This is a genomic window from Escherichia sp. E13S3 (assembly GCF_004212325.1).
GTDB lineage: Bacteria > Pseudomonadota > Gammaproteobacteria > Enterobacterales > Enterobacteriaceae > Escherichia.
This window is the reverse complement of the sequence record NZ_RHJR01000007.1, coordinates 58083-73882: the sequence shown is the minus strand read 5'-3', so window position 1 is coordinate 73882 and position 15800 is coordinate 58083. Positions and strand designations below refer to the sequence as shown.

19 protein-coding genes and 1 tRNA gene are annotated in these 15800 nt (G+C 52.8%); 12 read left to right on the top strand and 8 right to left on the bottom strand.

Features of this window, described 5'->3' with window-relative positions; translation table 11 throughout:
- Window positions 1–23: 23 nt before the first annotated feature.
- Together mgsA and D9597_RS08375 are read right to left on the bottom strand one after the other, a co-directional pair.
- Window positions 24–482: a methylglyoxal synthase gene (gene mgsA, locus D9597_RS08380; RefSeq protein ID WP_064528411.1), complete on the bottom strand. Its 459-nt coding sequence runs from the start codon at window positions 480–482 to the stop codon at window positions 24–26.
- A 95-nt stretch (window positions 483–577) separates the two neighbouring features.
- Window positions 578–1240, bottom strand: coding sequence for a DUF2057 family protein (locus D9597_RS08375; protein WP_130205387.1), 663 nt, complete (start codon window positions 1238–1240; stop codon window positions 578–580).
- A 172-nt stretch (window positions 1241–1412) separates the two neighbouring features.
- On the opposite strand from D9597_RS08375, the gene D9597_RS08370 reads away from it, so the two are divergent.
- Window positions 1413–1826, top strand: a complete 414-nt coding sequence (locus tag D9597_RS08370; RefSeq protein WP_064528416.1) for a CoA-binding protein — start codon at window positions 1413–1415, stop codon at window positions 1824–1826.
- Between the two features lie 45 nt (window positions 1827–1871).
- Here D9597_RS08370 and hspQ read toward each other — a convergent pair whose 3' ends face one another.
- Both hspQ and rlmI read right to left on the bottom strand, forming a co-directional pair.
- On the bottom strand, window positions 1872–2189 hold the full coding sequence (hspQ, locus tag D9597_RS08365) for a heat shock protein HspQ (protein ID WP_001295356.1): 318 nt from the start codon (window positions 2187–2189) through the stop codon (window positions 1872–1874).
- Window positions 2190–2246: 57 nt separating this feature from the next.
- On the bottom strand, window positions 2247–3437 hold the full coding sequence (gene rlmI / locus D9597_RS08360; RefSeq protein ID WP_064528417.1) for a 23S rRNA (cytosine(1962)-C(5))-methyltransferase RlmI: 1191 nt from the start codon (window positions 3435–3437) through the stop codon (window positions 2247–2249).
- 94 nt (window positions 3438–3531) lie between these two features.
- Between rlmI and yccX the strand changes: the two genes are divergently transcribed.
- Complete coding sequence (gene yccX, locus D9597_RS08355; RefSeq protein WP_000048252.1) at window positions 3532–3810, top strand: acylphosphatase; 279 nt, start codon at window positions 3532–3534, stop codon at window positions 3808–3810.
- Here yccX and tusE read toward each other — a convergent pair.
- The 3 genes from tusE to D9597_RS08340 form a co-directional block, all read right to left on the bottom strand.
- Window positions 3807–4136, bottom strand: coding sequence for a sulfurtransferase TusE (gene tusE / locus D9597_RS08350; RefSeq protein WP_000904443.1), 330 nt, complete (start codon window positions 4134–4136; stop codon window positions 3807–3809). The genes yccX and tusE overlap by 4 nt on opposite strands.
- 91 nt (window positions 4137–4227) lie before the next feature.
- Window positions 4228–4887, bottom strand: a complete 660-nt coding sequence (gene yccA / locus D9597_RS08345) for an FtsH protease modulator YccA (RefSeq protein ID WP_000375136.1) — start codon at window positions 4885–4887, stop codon at window positions 4228–4230.
- Window positions 4888–5085: 198 nt separating this feature from the next.
- Window positions 5086–5173, bottom strand: a tRNA-Ser gene (locus tag D9597_RS08340).
- Window positions 5174–5577: 404 nt separating this feature from the next.
- On the opposite strand from D9597_RS08340, the gene hyaA reads away from it, so the two are divergent.
- The 10 genes from hyaA to D9597_RS08285 all read left to right on the top strand — a co-directional run bounded on the left by hyaA (window position 5578) and on the right by D9597_RS08285 (window position 15371).
- On the top strand, window positions 5578–6696 hold the full coding sequence (gene hyaA / locus D9597_RS08330) for a hydrogenase 1 small subunit (protein ID WP_010344442.1): 1119 nt from the start codon (window positions 5578–5580) through the stop codon (window positions 6694–6696).
- Window positions 6693–8486 carry a Ni/Fe-hydrogenase large subunit gene (gene hyaB, locus D9597_RS08325; RefSeq protein ID WP_130222095.1) on the top strand — a complete coding sequence of 598 codons (1794 nt, stop codon included), beginning with the start codon at window positions 6693–6695 and terminating at the stop codon, window positions 8484–8486. Before hyaA ends, hyaB begins: the two co-directional genes overlap by 4 nt.
- 18 nt (window positions 8487–8504) lie before the next feature.
- Complete coding sequence (hyaC, locus tag D9597_RS08320; RefSeq protein WP_001186409.1) at window positions 8505–9215, top strand: Ni/Fe-hydrogenase b-type cytochrome subunit; 711 nt, start codon at window positions 8505–8507, stop codon at window positions 9213–9215.
- Window positions 9212–9799 carry a hydrogenase 1 maturation protease gene (gene hyaD, locus D9597_RS08315; RefSeq protein WP_130222094.1) on the top strand — a complete coding sequence of 196 codons (588 nt, stop codon included), beginning with the start codon at window positions 9212–9214 and terminating at the stop codon, window positions 9797–9799. Before hyaC ends, hyaD begins: the two co-directional genes overlap by 4 nt.
- Entirely contained in the window at window positions 9796–10194 is a 399-nt protein-coding gene (gene hyaE, locus D9597_RS08310) for a hydrogenase-1 operon protein HyaE (protein ID WP_130222093.1), read from the top strand. Before hyaD ends, hyaE begins: the two co-directional genes overlap by 4 nt.
- Window positions 10191–11048 carry a hydrogenase expression/formation protein gene (locus D9597_RS08305; protein WP_130222092.1) on the top strand — a complete coding sequence of 286 codons (858 nt, stop codon included), beginning with the start codon at window positions 10191–10193 and terminating at the stop codon, window positions 11046–11048. Before hyaE ends, D9597_RS08305 begins: the two co-directional genes overlap by 4 nt.
- Window positions 11049–11182: 134 nt before the next feature.
- On the top strand, window positions 11183–12727 hold the full coding sequence (gene appC / locus D9597_RS08300) for a cytochrome bd-II oxidase subunit 1 (protein WP_130222091.1): 1545 nt from the start codon (window positions 11183–11185) through the stop codon (window positions 12725–12727).
- Window positions 12728–12738: 11 nt separating this feature from the next.
- Window positions 12739–13875: a cytochrome d ubiquinol oxidase subunit II gene (appB, locus tag D9597_RS08295; protein WP_130222090.1), complete on the top strand. Its 1137-nt coding sequence runs from the start codon at window positions 12739–12741 to the stop codon at window positions 13873–13875.
- Window positions 13876–13887: 12 nt separating this feature from the next.
- Window positions 13888–13980 (top strand): cytochrome bd-II oxidase subunit CbdX, encoded by a 93-nt coding sequence (gene cbdX / locus D9597_RS08290; protein WP_032161491.1) that lies wholly within the window; start codon window positions 13888–13890, stop codon window positions 13978–13980.
- 80 nt (window positions 13981–14060) lie between these two features.
- On the top strand, window positions 14061–15371 hold the full coding sequence (locus tag D9597_RS08285; RefSeq protein ID WP_130222089.1) for an AppA family phytase/histidine-type acid phosphatase: 1311 nt from the start codon (window positions 14061–14063) through the stop codon (window positions 15369–15371).
- Here D9597_RS08285 and cspH read toward each other — a convergent pair.
- Entirely contained in the window at window positions 15359–15571 is a 213-nt protein-coding gene (cspH, locus tag D9597_RS08280; protein WP_130205408.1) for a cold shock-like protein CspH, read from the bottom strand. The two genes, D9597_RS08285 and cspH, sit on opposite strands and share 13 nt — an antisense overlap.
- Window positions 15572–15800: the final 229 nt, after the last annotated feature.

Genomic DNA, 15800 nt, shown 5'->3' with positions numbered 1-15800 from the left:
CGGCGAGTGCCGCCTGTGCGAACTTACTTCAGGCGTTCTGCGAGATAACGCTGATAATCCGGGATCAGAATATCTACAGCGTCGTTGAAATGTGGTGACTGGATGATGAAATCAGCCGTTGCCACGTTGGTGGCGACCGGAATGTTCCACACCGTCGCCAGACGCAGCAACGCTTTCACGTCGGGGTCGTGTGGTACAGCATTCAGCGGGTCCCAGAAGAAAATCAGCACATCAATTTTCCCTTCTGAGATCAATGCGCCAACCTGCTGATCGCCGCCCATCGGGCCGCTCAGCATCGCGTTGACGTTCATTCCTGTCGCGCGGGAAATTAAGTTACCCGTGGTTCCCGTTGCATAAAGTTCGTGCTGCTCCAGAAGCGGCTGATGCCGTTCCACCCAGCTCATGAGCATTTGCTTGCAGTGATCATGTGCCACCAGCGCAATATGTTTACGCGCCGCCATTGTGCGAGTTGTCAGTTCCATAATTTACATCCGTAGTTAACTTTCCTACAGACTACTGTAAGCACTTATCGCTGCAAGATAAAGACTGAAAAAGCCTGCGCACAGGCACAAAAATCTCAGGAAGAAGGTTGTTTTTCCGCCCATTGCAGAAAGTTATTACGCGTTTGTGGGTCAGCCAGTTTAAACCAATACTTCAGCCGTTGTTCAGTGAGCACCTGTGACTGCGGAGGAATCGCATCCAGTTCCGAAACGCCGGAGAGCAGTGTACTGTCGTCCGCCATCATAGTGGCAAATTGCGGTAGCGAAGCGCGTTTTGCGGATTTGTTATAGCGTTCGACTTCCAGCTCATAATCGATTGTTTTCCCGGCCGAGGTAATGGCGAGAATATCCAGCTTCACCGGAATCGGCGTCGCATCGCCATCTAACAATTCAAGGTTCGGCGCTGCGTCAAAATGGTTCGCTTCTCGTTCATTCTCCAGGCGAGGGAGACGAAAATTCACCTGACTAATGAGCTGGGTATTAAAGCTAACGACCAGCGGCGGGGAGATATAAAGTCGTTCTTCGTTACTGGAAAGATGGATTGTCTTTTCAACGCGAAACACTAACTGATGTGGCCCATTATCCAGTTCGATGCTATCAGCACCGCGAAGCAGAGAACTGGAAACCTTTTTACCGTCGAGTATCAGGAGATCAACATCGCTGGATAGCCGCAGTGTGGTGGCAAAAACGGATACCGGCAAACACAGTGCAATCAAGGTGGTCATAATGCCGGTTTTCATAGGTAGCTCCTGTCCAAAGACCGCCCGACTAATAATGTATCAAAATTTTTCTTTAATCATACTTACTAACATATAGACATGTTTTCTGCTTTTGCTCTCATACATTCGTAGTAGCTACATGGTTGGCATGTCGGGATTGTCGTACACTTTGGTAAATAGTCTGGAGGAAATGATGAAAGAAACCGATATTGCAGGCATTTTAACGTCCACTCGCACCATTGCGCTGGTGGGAGCAAGTGACAAACCCGATCGTCCAAGTTATCGCGTAATGAAGTATCTGCTCGATCAGGGCTATCACGTTATTCCCGTCTCCCCAAAGGTCGCCGGTAAAACGCTGTTAGGCCAGCAAGGTTACGGCACGTTGGCGGAGGTTCCGGAAAAAGTGGATATGGTCGATGTTTTCCGTAATTCAGAAGCAGCATGGGGCGTGGCGCAGGAGGCGATCGCTATTGGGGCGAAAACCTTATGGATGCAGCTGGGTGTTATAAATGAACAGGCGGCAGTGCTGGCGCGTGATGCAGGGCTAAACGTGGTGATGGATCGCTGCCCGGCGATTGAGATCCCTCGTTTGGGCCTGGCGAAATAAAAAAATACCCGGAAGGCGAAAACCTTCCGGGCATGTTTATGAGGATTAGTTACGCAGACGCGGCGCCTGGAGTTGTTTGCGGATAGTCTGCGCTAGCTCATCCATTGACGGTTGCTCTGGATGTTCATCCTGCAATTCGCTACTTAGCTGGGCTTCAGCCAGGTAGGTATGAACCGGTAGGCCGTTGTCATCCTCCATCACCACGTGATACCACGGAGCGGCGCGAAGCTCGTCATTCACCGCCAGCTCATCAGGCGACGGTTCAGAGAGCGAGTAAACCGGGTCGATATCCACGACCACTCCGAGATAACCTAACAGGGAATGGCGGACCTGCTGGCCGATACCGAATTTGCTGGCAATCATAGTCACCTCCCGGGAAATCTTTACCTTTGATATATGGGCAAAATTTCACTTTTCAAGTTACATGACGCGACAGGCAAACCCTTTCAGATATAGCCCTTCCGGGTAGGTAGCGATCACCGGGTGATCGGCGGCCTGACGGAACTGCTCTATAAATTGTACATCACGACCGGCATCAATTGCGGCGTCAGCGATGATTTTCTGAAATAAATCGCTGGTCATCAGGCCAGAACATGAGAAAGTCAGGAGAACTCCGCCTTCATTCAGCAGCTGAATGGCCAGCATGTTGATGTCTTTATAGCCACGGCATGCGCCCATCAACTGGCTTTTATTCTCAACAAACTTCGGCGGGTCCATCACGATAACGTCAAATTTTTCACCGCGATCGCGATAGGTACGCAGCAATTTAAAAACGTCATCACGGACAAACTCAGCCTTGCTCAGATCCAGCTTGTTCAGCTCAACGTTCTGCCGCGCGATATCCAGGGCTTCCTGCGAAGTATCGACACTGACTACCTGGCTGCATCCACCCATTAATGCCGAGACGGCGAAACCACCGGTATAGGAGAAACAGTTGAGTACGCGTTTATTTTCAACGTAGCGGCGGGTAGCCAGGCGGCTGTCACGCTGGTCAAGGTAGTAGCCCGTTTTGTGACCGTGTTGAATGTCCACCAGCAACTTCATACCGTGTTCTTCAATCGGCAGCAGGGCAGGCGGCAGCTCGCCGGTAACGGGACCCTGGGTCAGCTCCATACCTTCTTTTTTACGTACAGCGACGTCGCTGCGGTCGTAAATTGCGCACTCCGGATAGAGCGTTTGCAGGGCGCTAATTAATGCCGCGCGCTGATACTCTGCGCCAGCACTCAGCAGTTGCAGCACCAGAAAATTGCCGAAGCGGTCGATAGTAATGCCAGGCAGGCCATCAGATTCGCCAGCGATTAAACGATAGCTGTCGAGGCCATCTTTTTTCGCCAGCCAGTCGCGCCACTTTTGCGCCTGTTGTAAACGGCGAGTAAAAAAGGCAATGTCGATGGATTCTGACGGGTCAAACGTCCAGACGCGCGCACGGATTTGCGATGCTGGCGAATAAGCGCCGCGTGCTAACCATTTTCCCTGATGATCAACAATATCGATGGTTTCTCCGAGGCTGGCTTTACCTTCCATTCGGGCAACGGCGCCGGAAAAGACCCACGGATGGCGACGAAGTAATGATTTTTCGCGCCCTTTGGCTAACACTAAACGTACACTCATAATTAACTATTCTGTCGATGCAAAGAAATGGGCGCCATTGTCCGGAGTTTTCCATGGATTTGCAACGCGTCCATTAAGGATAAGGAGAGCAGTCATGTCGAAAGTCTGCATAATTGCCTGGGTATACGGCCGGGTTCAGGGCGTAGGGTTTCGCTATACCACCCAGTACGAAGCGAAAAGATTGGGATTAACTGGTTACGCCAAAAATCTTGACGATGGCAGCGTGGAAGTCGTTGCCTGCGGTGAAGAAGGGCAGGTGGAAAAATTAATGCAGTGGTTAAAAAGCGGCGGCCCGCGTTCAGCGCGTGTGGAACGGGTGCTTAGCGAGCCGCATCATCCCTCCGGGGAGTTAACGGATTTTCGTATTCGTTAAATGCATTTCACCGGTTTAGGCAGGCCAGCAATTTTGGTGGCTTGCTTTGCCGGGCCTTTCGGGAACAGTCGGTACAGATAGCGGCTATTGCCTTTCTCTTCACCAAATTTATTCGCCATCGCTTTAACCAGCATACGAATTGCCGGAGAGGTATTAAATTCCAGGTAGAAGTCACGCACAAAACGCACCACCTCCCAGTGTTCTGGCGACAGTGTAATACCTTCGTTCTCTGCAATGACCACCGCCAGTGGTTCGCTCCACTGGCTACTCTCTTTGAGATAGCCTTCGGTATCGGTTTCTATCTCTTTACCTTCGAAGATCAGCATAATTATTTACTACCTTAGTCAGACTGGCGGCAGTGTAACAAAAAACAAAGCCCCGCATAAAGCGAGGCTCAGAAAGAGATAGCGGGCGAGATTAATCGCGGCTGGCGAAGCCCAGAATGCTCAACAGGCTAACGAAGATGTTATACAGCGACACATACAGGCTCACAGTGGCACGAATGTAGTTCGTTTCACCGCCGTGGATGATGTTGCTGGTTTCAAACAGAATTGCGCCAGAGGAGATCAGAATGAACACCGCGCTGATCGCCAGATGCAGAGCAGGCAGTTGCAGGAAGATATTCGCTACCATCCCGATCAGGACAACAACAATACCCGCCATCAGCATACCGCCGAGGAACGACATATCTTTGCGAGTGGTCAGCACATACGCAGAGCAGCAGAAGAACACTAATGCCGTACCGCCCAACGCCATGGCAATTACGTCACCCATTCCGGCTGACAGATAGGTGTTCAGAATTGGCCCGAGGATATAACCCAGAAAACCGGTAAACGCGAATGCGGAGATAATCCCGGTTGGCTTATTCGCCGTTTTATAGGTCAGGAACATCAAACCATACATACCCACCAGCGTCAGAATCAGCCCCGGAGATGGCAGCATCAGAACCGTACTGGCCGTCGCGGTAATCGCCGAAAAGGCCAGTGTCAGGCTCAGGAGAAAATAGGTATTACGCAGCACCTTATGGGTGCTAAGCAGCGATGTACGGTCATGTGAAGAACTAACAATACGATCCATTGAGTCACTCTCTATGACAGATGTAATTAATGAAGCAGCATAATGATAATGCCGAAAGCTACACAGAGGTTTTACCCATCTTTACGCATTTGATCTGGAACAGGTTTAGCAGAGGATGGTTAAGCCACTGAGTGTGGTATAGCATTTTGACAGGTAAAAGAAAAAGGGGTTAGCATTTAGCTAACCCCTTATCTTATTTGGCGGAAGCGCAGAGATTCGAACTCTGGAACCCTTTCGGGTCGCCGGTTTTCAAGACCGGTGCCTTCAACCGCTCGGCCACACTTCCGGAATGACGCGAACTATAAACATCCCGATGCGTCGTGTAAACCCCCAATTTGTTTGTTTGCTTGAAAAACAGACAAATGCGTGTCGATAGCTTGAAATAACAGCAATTTGGACATTCTGTCGCCATAAAAATGGGCTCGTAATTCTTCTGCGCCAAACCTTAAGGAAAATAAGGTCCATTTTTATCGCTAAAAGACAAATCCACACAGTTTGTATTGTTTTGTGCAAAAGTTTCACTACGCTTTATTAACAATACTTTCTGGCGACGTGCGCCAGTGCAGAAGGATGAGCTTTCGTTTTCAGCCTCTCACGTAAAACGATGGTTTGCCTTGCTACAGGGACGTCGCTTGCCGACCATAAGCGCCCGGCGTCCTGCTGGTGTCGCAAGGAGAAGAGACGTGCGATATGAATAACGAGGAGACATTTTACCAGGCCATGCGGCGTCAGGGGGTCACCCGGCGCAGCTTTCTCAAATATTGCAGTCTGGCTGCAACCTCGCTGGGATTAGGCGCGGGAATGGCACCAAAGATTGCCTGGGCGCTGGAAAATAAACCGCGCATTCCGGTGGTGTGGATCCACGGTCTGGAATGCACCTGCTGTACCGAATCTTTTATCCGCTCCGCTCACCCACTGGCGAAGGATGTCATTCTTTCCCTTATTTCTCTCGACTACGACGATACTCTGATGGCTGCCGCCGGAACTCAGGCGGAAGAAGTCTTTGAAGACATCATCACGCAATACAATGGCAAATATATCCTCGCGGTAGAAGGTAATCCGCCACTGGGCGAGCAGGGGATGTTCTGTATCAGCAGCGGTCGACCGTTTATTGAAAAACTCAAACGTGCCGCTGCCGGAGCCAGTGCGATTATCGCCTGGGGAACCTGCGCGTCCTGGGGCTGCGTGCAGGCCGCGCGACCTAATCCGACGCAGGCAACGCCTATCGACAAAGTCATCACCGACAAACCCATTATCAAAGTGCCTGGCTGCCCGCCGATCCCGGATGTGATGAGCGCCATCATTACTTACATGGTGACGTTCGATCGCCTGCCGGATGTCGACAGAATGGGGCGTCCGCTGATGTTCTATGGCCAGCGAATCCACGATAAATGCTATCGCCGCGCCCACTTCGACGCCGGAGAGTTTGTGCAGAGTTGGGATGATGACGCGGCGCGTAAAGGTTACTGCCTGTACAAAATGGGCTGCAAAGGGCCAACTACGTATAACGCCTGTTCCTCTACCCGCTGGAACGATGGCGTTTCCTTCCCGATCCAGTCTGGTCACGGTTGTCTTGGCTGTTCTGAAAATGGCTTCTGGGATCGCGGCTCGTTCTACAGCCGCGTGGTCGATATTCCGCAAATGGGGACTCACTCCACCGCCGATACCGTCGGCTTAACCGCGCTTGGCGTGGTGGCTGCGGCGGTTGGCGTACATGCAGTCGCCAGCGCCGTTGACCAGCGCAGACGTCATAACCAGCAACTTGCAGAAGCAGAACAACAGCCGGGCAACGAGGATAAACAGGCATGAGCACTCAGTACGAAACTCAGGGATACACCATCAACAATGCCGGGCGCCGCCTGGTGGTCGACCCGATCACGCGCATCGAAGGCCATATGCGCTGCGAAGTAAATATCAACGATCAGAATGTGATAACCAATGCCGTCTCTTGCGGCACGATGTTTCGCGGGCTGGAGATCATCCTGCAAGGGCGCGATCCGCGCGATGCGTGGGCGTTCGTTGAACGTATTTGCGGCGTTTGCACCGGCGTACACGCCCTGGCTTCGGTTTACGCCATCGAAGATGCCATCGGTATTAAAGTGCCGGACAACGCCAATATCATTCGTAACATTATGCTGGCAACGCTCTGGTGCCACGATCACCTGGTGCATTTCTATCAGCTCGCCGGGATGGACTGGATCGACGTGCTAAACGCGCTGAAAGCCGATCCGCGGAAAACGTCCGAACTGGCGCAAAGCCTCTCTTCGTGGCCGAAATCGTCTCCTGGCTATTTCTTCGATGTGCAAAACCGACTGAAGAAATTTGTTGAAGGCGGGCAGTTGGGGAGCTTCCGCAACGGCTACTGGGGCCATCCGCAATATAAACTGCCGCCAGAAGCCAACCTGATGGGCTTTGCTCACTATCTTGAAGCCCTCGACTTCCAGCGCGAAATTGTCAAAATCCACGCGGTCTTTGGCGGTAAAAACCCACATCCGAACTGGATTGTCGGCGGGATGCCATGTGCAATTAACATTGACGAAAGCGGCGCGGTCGGGGCGGTCAATATGGAACGCCTGAACCTGGTGCAGTCGATCATTACCCGTACGGCGGACTTCATTAATAACGTGATGATCCCCGACGCTTTAGCCATCGGCCAGTTCAACAAACCGTGGAGCGAAATCGGCACGGGCCTTTCGGATCAATGCGTCCTCAGCTACGGTGCGTTCCCCGATATCGCCAACGACTTTGGCGAAAAAAGTCTGCTGATGCCTGGCGGCGCAGTAATTAACGGCGACTTCAAAAACGTGTTGCCAGTAGATTTAGTGGATCCGCAGCAGGTGCAGGAGTTTGTCGATCACGCCTGGTATCGTTATCCCGACGATCGGGTTGGACGTCATCCCTTCGATGGTATTACCGATCCGTGGTACAACCCCGGCGATGTCAAAGGCAGTAACACCAACATTCAGCAGCTGAATGAACAGGAACGCTACTCGTGGATCAAAGCGCCACGCTGGCGCGGTCATGCGATGGAAGTGGGGCCGCTGGCGCGCACGTTGATCGCTTACCACAAAGGCGATGCGGCAACCGTTGAGTCTGTCGATCGCATGATGTCGGCACTGAACCTGCCGCTTTATGGCATCCAGTCAACGTTGGGCCGCATTTTGTGCCGCGCGCACGAAGCGCAGTGGGCCGCAGGTAAGTTGCAGTACTTCTTCGACAAGCTGATGACCAACCTGAAAAACGGCAATCTCGCCACTGCCTCTACCGAAAAATGGGAGCCTGCGACCTGGCCGAAAGAGTGCCGGGGCGTCGGTTTTACCGAAGCGCCGCGCGGGGCGTTAGGCCACTGGGCTGCCATTCGTGATGGCAAGATTGATCTCTATCAGTGCGTGGTGCCGACCACCTGGAACGCCAGCCCGCGCGATCCCAAAGGGCAAATTGGTGCGTATGAAGCGGCGCTGATGAACACCAAAATGGCTATTCCTGAACAGCCGCTGGAAATCCTGCGTACTTTGCACAGCTTCGACCCGTGCCTCGCCTGTTCAACTCATGTGCTGGGCGACGACGGTAGCGAGCTTATCTCCGTGCAGGTGCGTTAACAGCGAAGGAGAATCATCATGCAACAGAAAAGCGACAACGTTGTCAGCCACTATGTCTTTGAAGCGCCCGTGCGGATCTGGCACTGGCTGACGGTGCTGTGCATGGCAGTGTTGATGGTTACTGGCTACTTTATTGGCAAACCGCTGCCTTCGGTCAGCGGCGAGGCGACTTATCTGTTCTACATGGGGTACATCCGGTTAATTCACTTCAGTGCCGGGATGATTTTTACCGTGATATTACTGATGCGGATCTACTGGGCATTTGTCGGTAATCGCTACTCACGCGAGCTGTTCATCGTGCCAGTGTGGCGTAAAAGCTGGTGGCTGGGCGTGTGGTATGAAATTCGCTGGTATCTGTTTTTGGCAAAACGCCCGAGTGCTGATATTGGTCATAATCCCATCGCCCAGGCCGCGATGTTCGGCTATTTCCTGATGTCCGTTTTTATGATCGTCACCGGTTTTGCGCTGTTCAGCGAACACAGTCAGTACGCTATCTTCACACCGTTCCGTTACGTGGTGGAATTTTTCTACTGGACGGGCGGCAACTCAATGGACATTCACAGCTGGCATCGGCTGGGGATGTGGCTGATTGGCGCGTTTGTGATCGGTCATGTGTACATGGCGCTGCGTGAAGACATTATGTCTGACGACACGGTGATCTCCACGATGGTGAACGGCTACCGCAGCCACAAATTTTTTAAAGTCAAAAGCAACAAGGAGCGTTCATGAGTGAGCAACGCGTGGTGGTGATGGGGCTGGGAAATCTGTTGTGGGCCGATGAAGGCTTCGGCGTGCGGGTGGCAGAACGGCTGTATGCCCATTATCACTGGCCCGAGGAAGTGGAGATTGTCGATGGCGGTACCCAAGGGCTGAACCTGTTGGGCTATGTCGAAAGCGCCAGCCACTTGTTGATTCTCGATGCCATTGATTATGGGCTGGAGCCAGGAACGCTACGAACCTATGCCGGAGATCGTATTCCGGCCTATCTCAGCGCGAAGAAAATGAGCCTGCACCAGAACAGTTTCTCCGAAGTGCTGGCGCTGGCAGATATCCGCGGACATCTGCCAGCACATATTGCCCTCGTCGGCCTGCAACCCGCGATGCTCGACGACTACGGCGGTAGCCTGAGCGAACTGGCGCGAGAGCAACTGCCCGCTGCGGAACAGGCGGCGCTGGTACAGCTGGCTGAGTGGGGAGTTGTACCGCAACCGACTGAGGAGTCTCGTTGTCTCAATTATGACTGTCTGTCGATGGAAAATTACGAAGGCGTTCGCTTGCGCCAGTACCGGATGACGCTGGAGGAGCAGGGATGAGCAACGACATGCCATTTGATGCGTTGTGGCAACGAATGCTGGCGCGCGGCTGGACGCCGGTCAGTGAATCCCATCTTGATGACTGGCTTACGCAAACGCCAGACAGTGTGGTGTTGTTAAGCTGTGACCCAAAACGGACGCCTGAAGTCAGCGACAATCCGGTAATGATCGGCGAGCTACTGCGCGAGTTTCCAGACTATGCGTGGAAGGTGGCGATTGCCGATCTTGCGCAAAGCGAAGCCATTGGCGATCGCTTTGGTGTTTTTCGCTTTCCCGCCACCCTGGTGTTTACCGGCGGTCGCTATCGCGGCGTGTTGAACGGCATTCACCCGTGGGCGGAGCTGATAAACCTGATGCGTGGGCTTGTCGAACCGCAACAGGAGCGAGCCTCATGAGCGAAACTTTTTTCCATCTGCTGGGGCCAGGAACGCAACCGAACGATGACAGTTTCAGTATGAATCCATTGCCGATCACCTGTCAGGTGAATGATGAACCAAGTATGGCGGCACTGGAGCAATGTGCTCACAGCCCGCAGGTGATGGAGCTGTTAAACGAGTTGCAACATCAACTAAGCGAACGTCAGCTACCGCTGGGCGAGGTGCTGGCAGTCGATCTGTTAAATCTCAACGCCGACGATCGTCATTTCATCAATACGCTGCTTGGGGAAGGGGAAGTATCAGTGCGCATCCAGCACGCTGACGGCAGTGAAAGTGAAATTCAGGAGGCGATCTTCTGTGGATTATGGCGTGTACGCAGACGTCGCGGCGAACAGTTGCTGGAGGACAAACTGGAGGCTGGCTGCGCGCCGCTGGCGTTGTGGCAGGCGGCAACGCAAAACGCACTGCCGACAGATTCGCTATTACCGCCCCCCATCGATGGCCTGATGAATGGCTTACCGCTGGCCCATGAGTTGCTGGCGCATGTGCGAAACCCCGACGCGCAGCCGCACAGTATTAACCTGACGCAGTTACCCATCAGCGAAGCTGACCGGCTTTTTCTGTCGCGTCTTTGCGGGCCGGGCAATATTCAGATTCGCACCATTGGCTACGGCGAGAGCTATATCAACGCTACGGGATTACGCCATGTCTGGCATTTACGCTGTATGGACACCTTAAAAGGCCCGCTGCTTGAGAGTTATGAAATCTGCCCGATACCCGAAGTTGTGCTGGCTGCGTCGGAAGATCTGGCGGACTCTGCGCAGCGTCTCGGCGAGGTTTGTCAGTGGCTGGCGGAAAGCGCACAACAGTAAAAATGGTGGCAAATATCGCTTTCGGTCCTGTGAATATCGCAATTAGCGAATACAACTACCTACAAACTGTAAGGATAAAAAGAGGGATCTACTATTAAAGGGTTATTACCCTCTCTTCGCCTACAGGAGTTAGCATGTGGGATGTTATTGACTTATCGCGCTGGCAGTTTGCGCTGACCGCGCTGTATCACTTTTTATTTGTGCCCCTTACCCTGGGGCTGATTTTTTTGCTGGCCATCATGGAAACTATTTACGTGGTTACCGGCAAAACAATCTACCGCGATATGACGCGTTTCTGGGGTAAGCTCTTCGGTATCAACTTTGCTCTCGGCGTGGCCACTGGCCTGACGATGGAGTTTCAGTTTGGTACTAACTGGTCATTCTATTCCAACTATGTAGGCGACATTTTCGGCGCACCGCTGGCGATGGAAGCATTAATGGCCTTCTTCCTCGAATCCACTTTTGTTGGTCTGTTCTTCTTCGGCTGGCAACGCCTGAACAAATATCAACACCTGTTGGTCACCTGGCTGGTGGCATTCGGTTCAAATATCTCCGCATTGTGGATCTTGAATGCCAATGGCTGGATGCAGTTCCCGACCGGGGCGCATTTCGATATCGATACCCTGCGTATGGAGATGACCAGCTTCAGCGATCTGGTCTTTAACCCTGTCAGCCAGGTGAAATTTGTGCACACGGTGATGGCAGGTTATGTGACCGGGGCGATGTTCATTATGGCGATCAGCGCGTGGTATTTGCTGCGTGGGCGGGAGCGCGACGTTGCACTCCGCTCGTTTGCCATCGGTTCTGTCTTCGGGACCCTGGCGATAATCGGCGCGCTGCAACTCGGAGACAGCTCTGCATATGAAGTCGCACGAGTACAGCCGGTAAAACTGGCGGCGATGGAAGGGGAGTGGCAAACCGAACCGGCACCCGCGCCGTTCCATCTCGTTGCCTGGCCGGAACAAGATCAAGAACGCAACGCTTTTGCCATTAAAATCCCGGCCCTGTTAGGGATCCTCGCGACTCATTCATTGGATAAACCTGTTCCCGGGCTGAAAAATTTGATGGCCGAAACCTACCCACGGCTGCAACGCGGGCGCATAGCCTGGCTGTTAATGCAGGGGATATCGCAGGGCAACCGCGAGCCGCATGTATTACAGGCGTTTCGCGAGTTAGAAGGCGATCTCGGTTACGGCATGCTGCTCTCCCGCTATGCACCGGATATGAATCATGTCACTGCTGCGCAGTACCAGGCGGCGATGCGTGGCGCAATCCCGCAAGTGGCGCCGGTATTCTGGAGTTTCCGCATCATGGTTGGCTGCGGTTCGCTGCTGTTACTGGTGATGCTGATTGCGCTCGTCCAGACGCTGCGCGGCAAAATCGATCAACATCGCTGGGTGCTGAAAATGGCGCTCTGGAGTTTGCCACTGCCGTGGATTGCCATTGAAGCCGGGTGGTTTATGACCGAGTTTGGTCGTCAGCCGTGGGCGATTCAGGACATCTTACCGACATACTCCGCGCACTCTGCATTAACCACGGGCCAACTGGCCTTCTCTCTGATTATGATCGTAGGACTTTACACCCTGTTCTTAATCGCCGAAGTCTACCTGATGCAGAAATATGCCCGCCTGGGGCCGAGTGCGATGCAGAGTGAACAACCAGCGCAGCAACAGGGGTAAAGGAGAGAGTCATGTTTGATTATGAAACATTACGGTTCATCTGGTGGCTGCTGATGGGCGTCATCCTGGTGGTCTTTATGGTCACCGACGGATTTGACATGGGGATCGGTTGTCTGCTGCCACTGGTGGCGCGTGACGATGATGAACGCCGGATAGTGATCAACAGCGTTGGCGCTCACTGGGAGGGTAACCAGGTCTGGCTGATCCTCGCAGGTGGGGCATTATTTGCCGCCTGGCCCAGAGTCTATGCAGCGGCGTTTTCTGGCTTTTATGTGGCGATGATCCTGGTGCTGTGCTCGCTGTTCTTCCGCCCGTTGGCTTTTGATTATCGCGGCAAAATAGCGGATGCCCGCTGGCGCAAAATGTGGGATGCCGGTCTGGTCATTGGTAGTCTGGTCCCGCCAGTGGTCTTTGGTATCGCCTTCGGCAACTTGTTGCTCGGCGTGCCGTTTGCCTTCACTCCGCAATTACGCGTGGATTATCTCGGTAGCTTCTGGCAGTTGCTGACGCCATTCCCTTTGCTGTGCGGCTTGCTCAGTCTGGGGATGGTGATTTTGCAAGGGGGCGTCTGGTTGCAGCTGAAAACCGTTGGCGCTATTCATCTGCGTTCACAACTGGCGACCAAACGCGCCGCGCTGCTGGTGATGCTCTGCTTCCTGCTGGCGGGTTACTGGCTGTGGGTCGGTATTGATGGCTTTGTGTTACTCGCTCAGGATGTCAACGGTCCGTCCAATCCACTGATGAAAATGGTGACGGTACTGCCAGGCGCCTGGATGAATAACTTCGTCGAATCGCCCGTCTTGTGGATCTTCCCACTGCTCGGTTTCTTCTGCCCGTTACTGACGGCGATGGCAATTTACCGTGGTCGCCCCGGTTGGGGATTTCTGATGGCGTCATTGATGCAATTTGGTGTGATTTTCACCGCTGGCGTTACGTTATTTCCCTTTGTTATGCCTTCGAGTATCAGTCCGATATCCAGCCTGACCGTGTGGGATAGTACCTCCAGCCAACTGACACTTAGCATTATGTTAGTAATTGTACTGATATTTTTGCCAATAGTGTTGCTCTACACTCTATGGAGTTACTACAAAATGTGGGGTCGTATGACGACTGAAACTCTGCGCCGTCACGATCATGAGCTGTACTAAGGAGCATGAACAATGTGGTATCTATTGTGGTTCGTCGGCATTTTGTTGATGTGTTCGCTTTCTACCGTCGTGTTGGTATGGCTGGATCCGCGTCTGAAGGGATGACTGGCGTACAACGAACTTAGGCCTGATACGACGCGTCGCATCAGGCAGTCATGTCGGATATGAAAAACGGAAACATATCGATGAAAGCGATTTTGATCCCATTTTTATCTCTTCTGATTCCGTTAACCTCGTCACCTGCATTCGCTCAGAGTGAGCCGGAACTGAAGCTGGAGCGGGTGGTGATTGTCAGCCGTCATGGCGTGCGTGCGCCCACCAAAGCCACGCCACTCATGCAGGATGTCACTCCAGACACATGGCCTGAGTGGCCGGTGAAATTGGGCTGGTTGACCCCGCGTGGCGGCGAACTGGTCACTTATCTTGGGCATTATCAACGCCAACGCCTGGTCGCTGACGGTTTACTGGCAAAAAATGGCTGCCCGAAACCTGATCAGGTTGCGATTATTGCGGATGTCGATGAACGTACGCGTAAAACAGGTGAAGCCTTTGCTGCCGGGCTGGCACCCAACTGTACGATTACAGTACATACCCAGCCAGATACTTCCCGGCCCGATCCCCTGTTTAATCCCCTTAAAACTGGCGTTTGCCAACTGGATAAGCCGAACGTTACCGCGACTATTCTCAGTAGAGCAGGGGGATCGATAGCGGAGTTTACCGAGCATCGGCAAACCGCATTTCGCGAACTGGAGCAGGTTCTCAATTTCCAGCAATCAAATCTGTGCCTTAAACGAGACAATCAGGACGAAAGTTGTACGTTGACTCAGGCATTGCCGTCCGAACTCAAAGTGAGTGATGACAATGTATCCCTGACCGGTGCGGCAAGCCTGGCTTCAATGCTGACGGAGATATTTCTCCTGCAACAGGCACAGGGAATGCCGGAGCCTGGCTGGGGGCGAATTACTGATTCACACCAGTGGAACACCTTGCTAAGTCTGCATAACGCGCAGTTTTATTTGCTGCAACGGACACCAGAGGTTGCCCGTAGTCGCGCCACGCCGTTGCTGGATTTAGTGCTGACGGCGCTGACGCCAAATAACACGCAACAACAGGTTTATGGCGTGACATTACCCACTTCACTGCTATTTATTGCCGGACACGACACTAATCTGGCGAATCTGGGGGGCGCGTTAGAGCTTAACTGGACGCTACCAGGCCAGCCGGATAATACCCCACCGGGGGGCGAACTGGTTTTTGAACGCTGGCGGCGACTTAGTGATAACAGCCAGTGGATTCAGGTATCGCTGGTATTCCAGACCCTACAGCAGATGCGTGACAAAACTCCGTTGTCGCTAAAAACGCCGCCAGGCAAAGTGGCGTTAACGTTGGCTGAGTGTGGCGAAAGAAACGCGCAGGGCATGTGTTCGTTGGCTGGTTTTACGCAAATCGTGAATGAAGCACGCATTCCGGCATGCACTCTCCATCAGGACAAATAGACGTTTGCCGCTGAGGGGCCACGCAGGCCATTGACGCGGCAAAATTCCACGCGTAACCCTGGGGTGAGCACTTCTGCGTCGCGGGGGGTGAATGCGGAAATATGGACCTGGACTTCTTTACGACCGTCGGAGGGGATGATGAATCCTTTGCCGCTTTTGCGATCAAAGGTTTTGACAATTCCTGTCATTTTACGGGACAAACAAATTCCTTACTGATAAATCTGCGCTGCACTATACGGTCTAAATAAAATAAAGCCAGTTTTATTTAAGACCGCTGGACGGCCAAAATAAAGTTTGCTTAATCTTATTTATCATGCGTTAATAGCTGCGTCGGTTTGAAAGACAGACATCATACAAAGTAGTTTACTAAAGCAGTTCTCATTATCAGGCATTATCCCCTTCTTTTGAGTCTCTCTCCTGAACACTAAG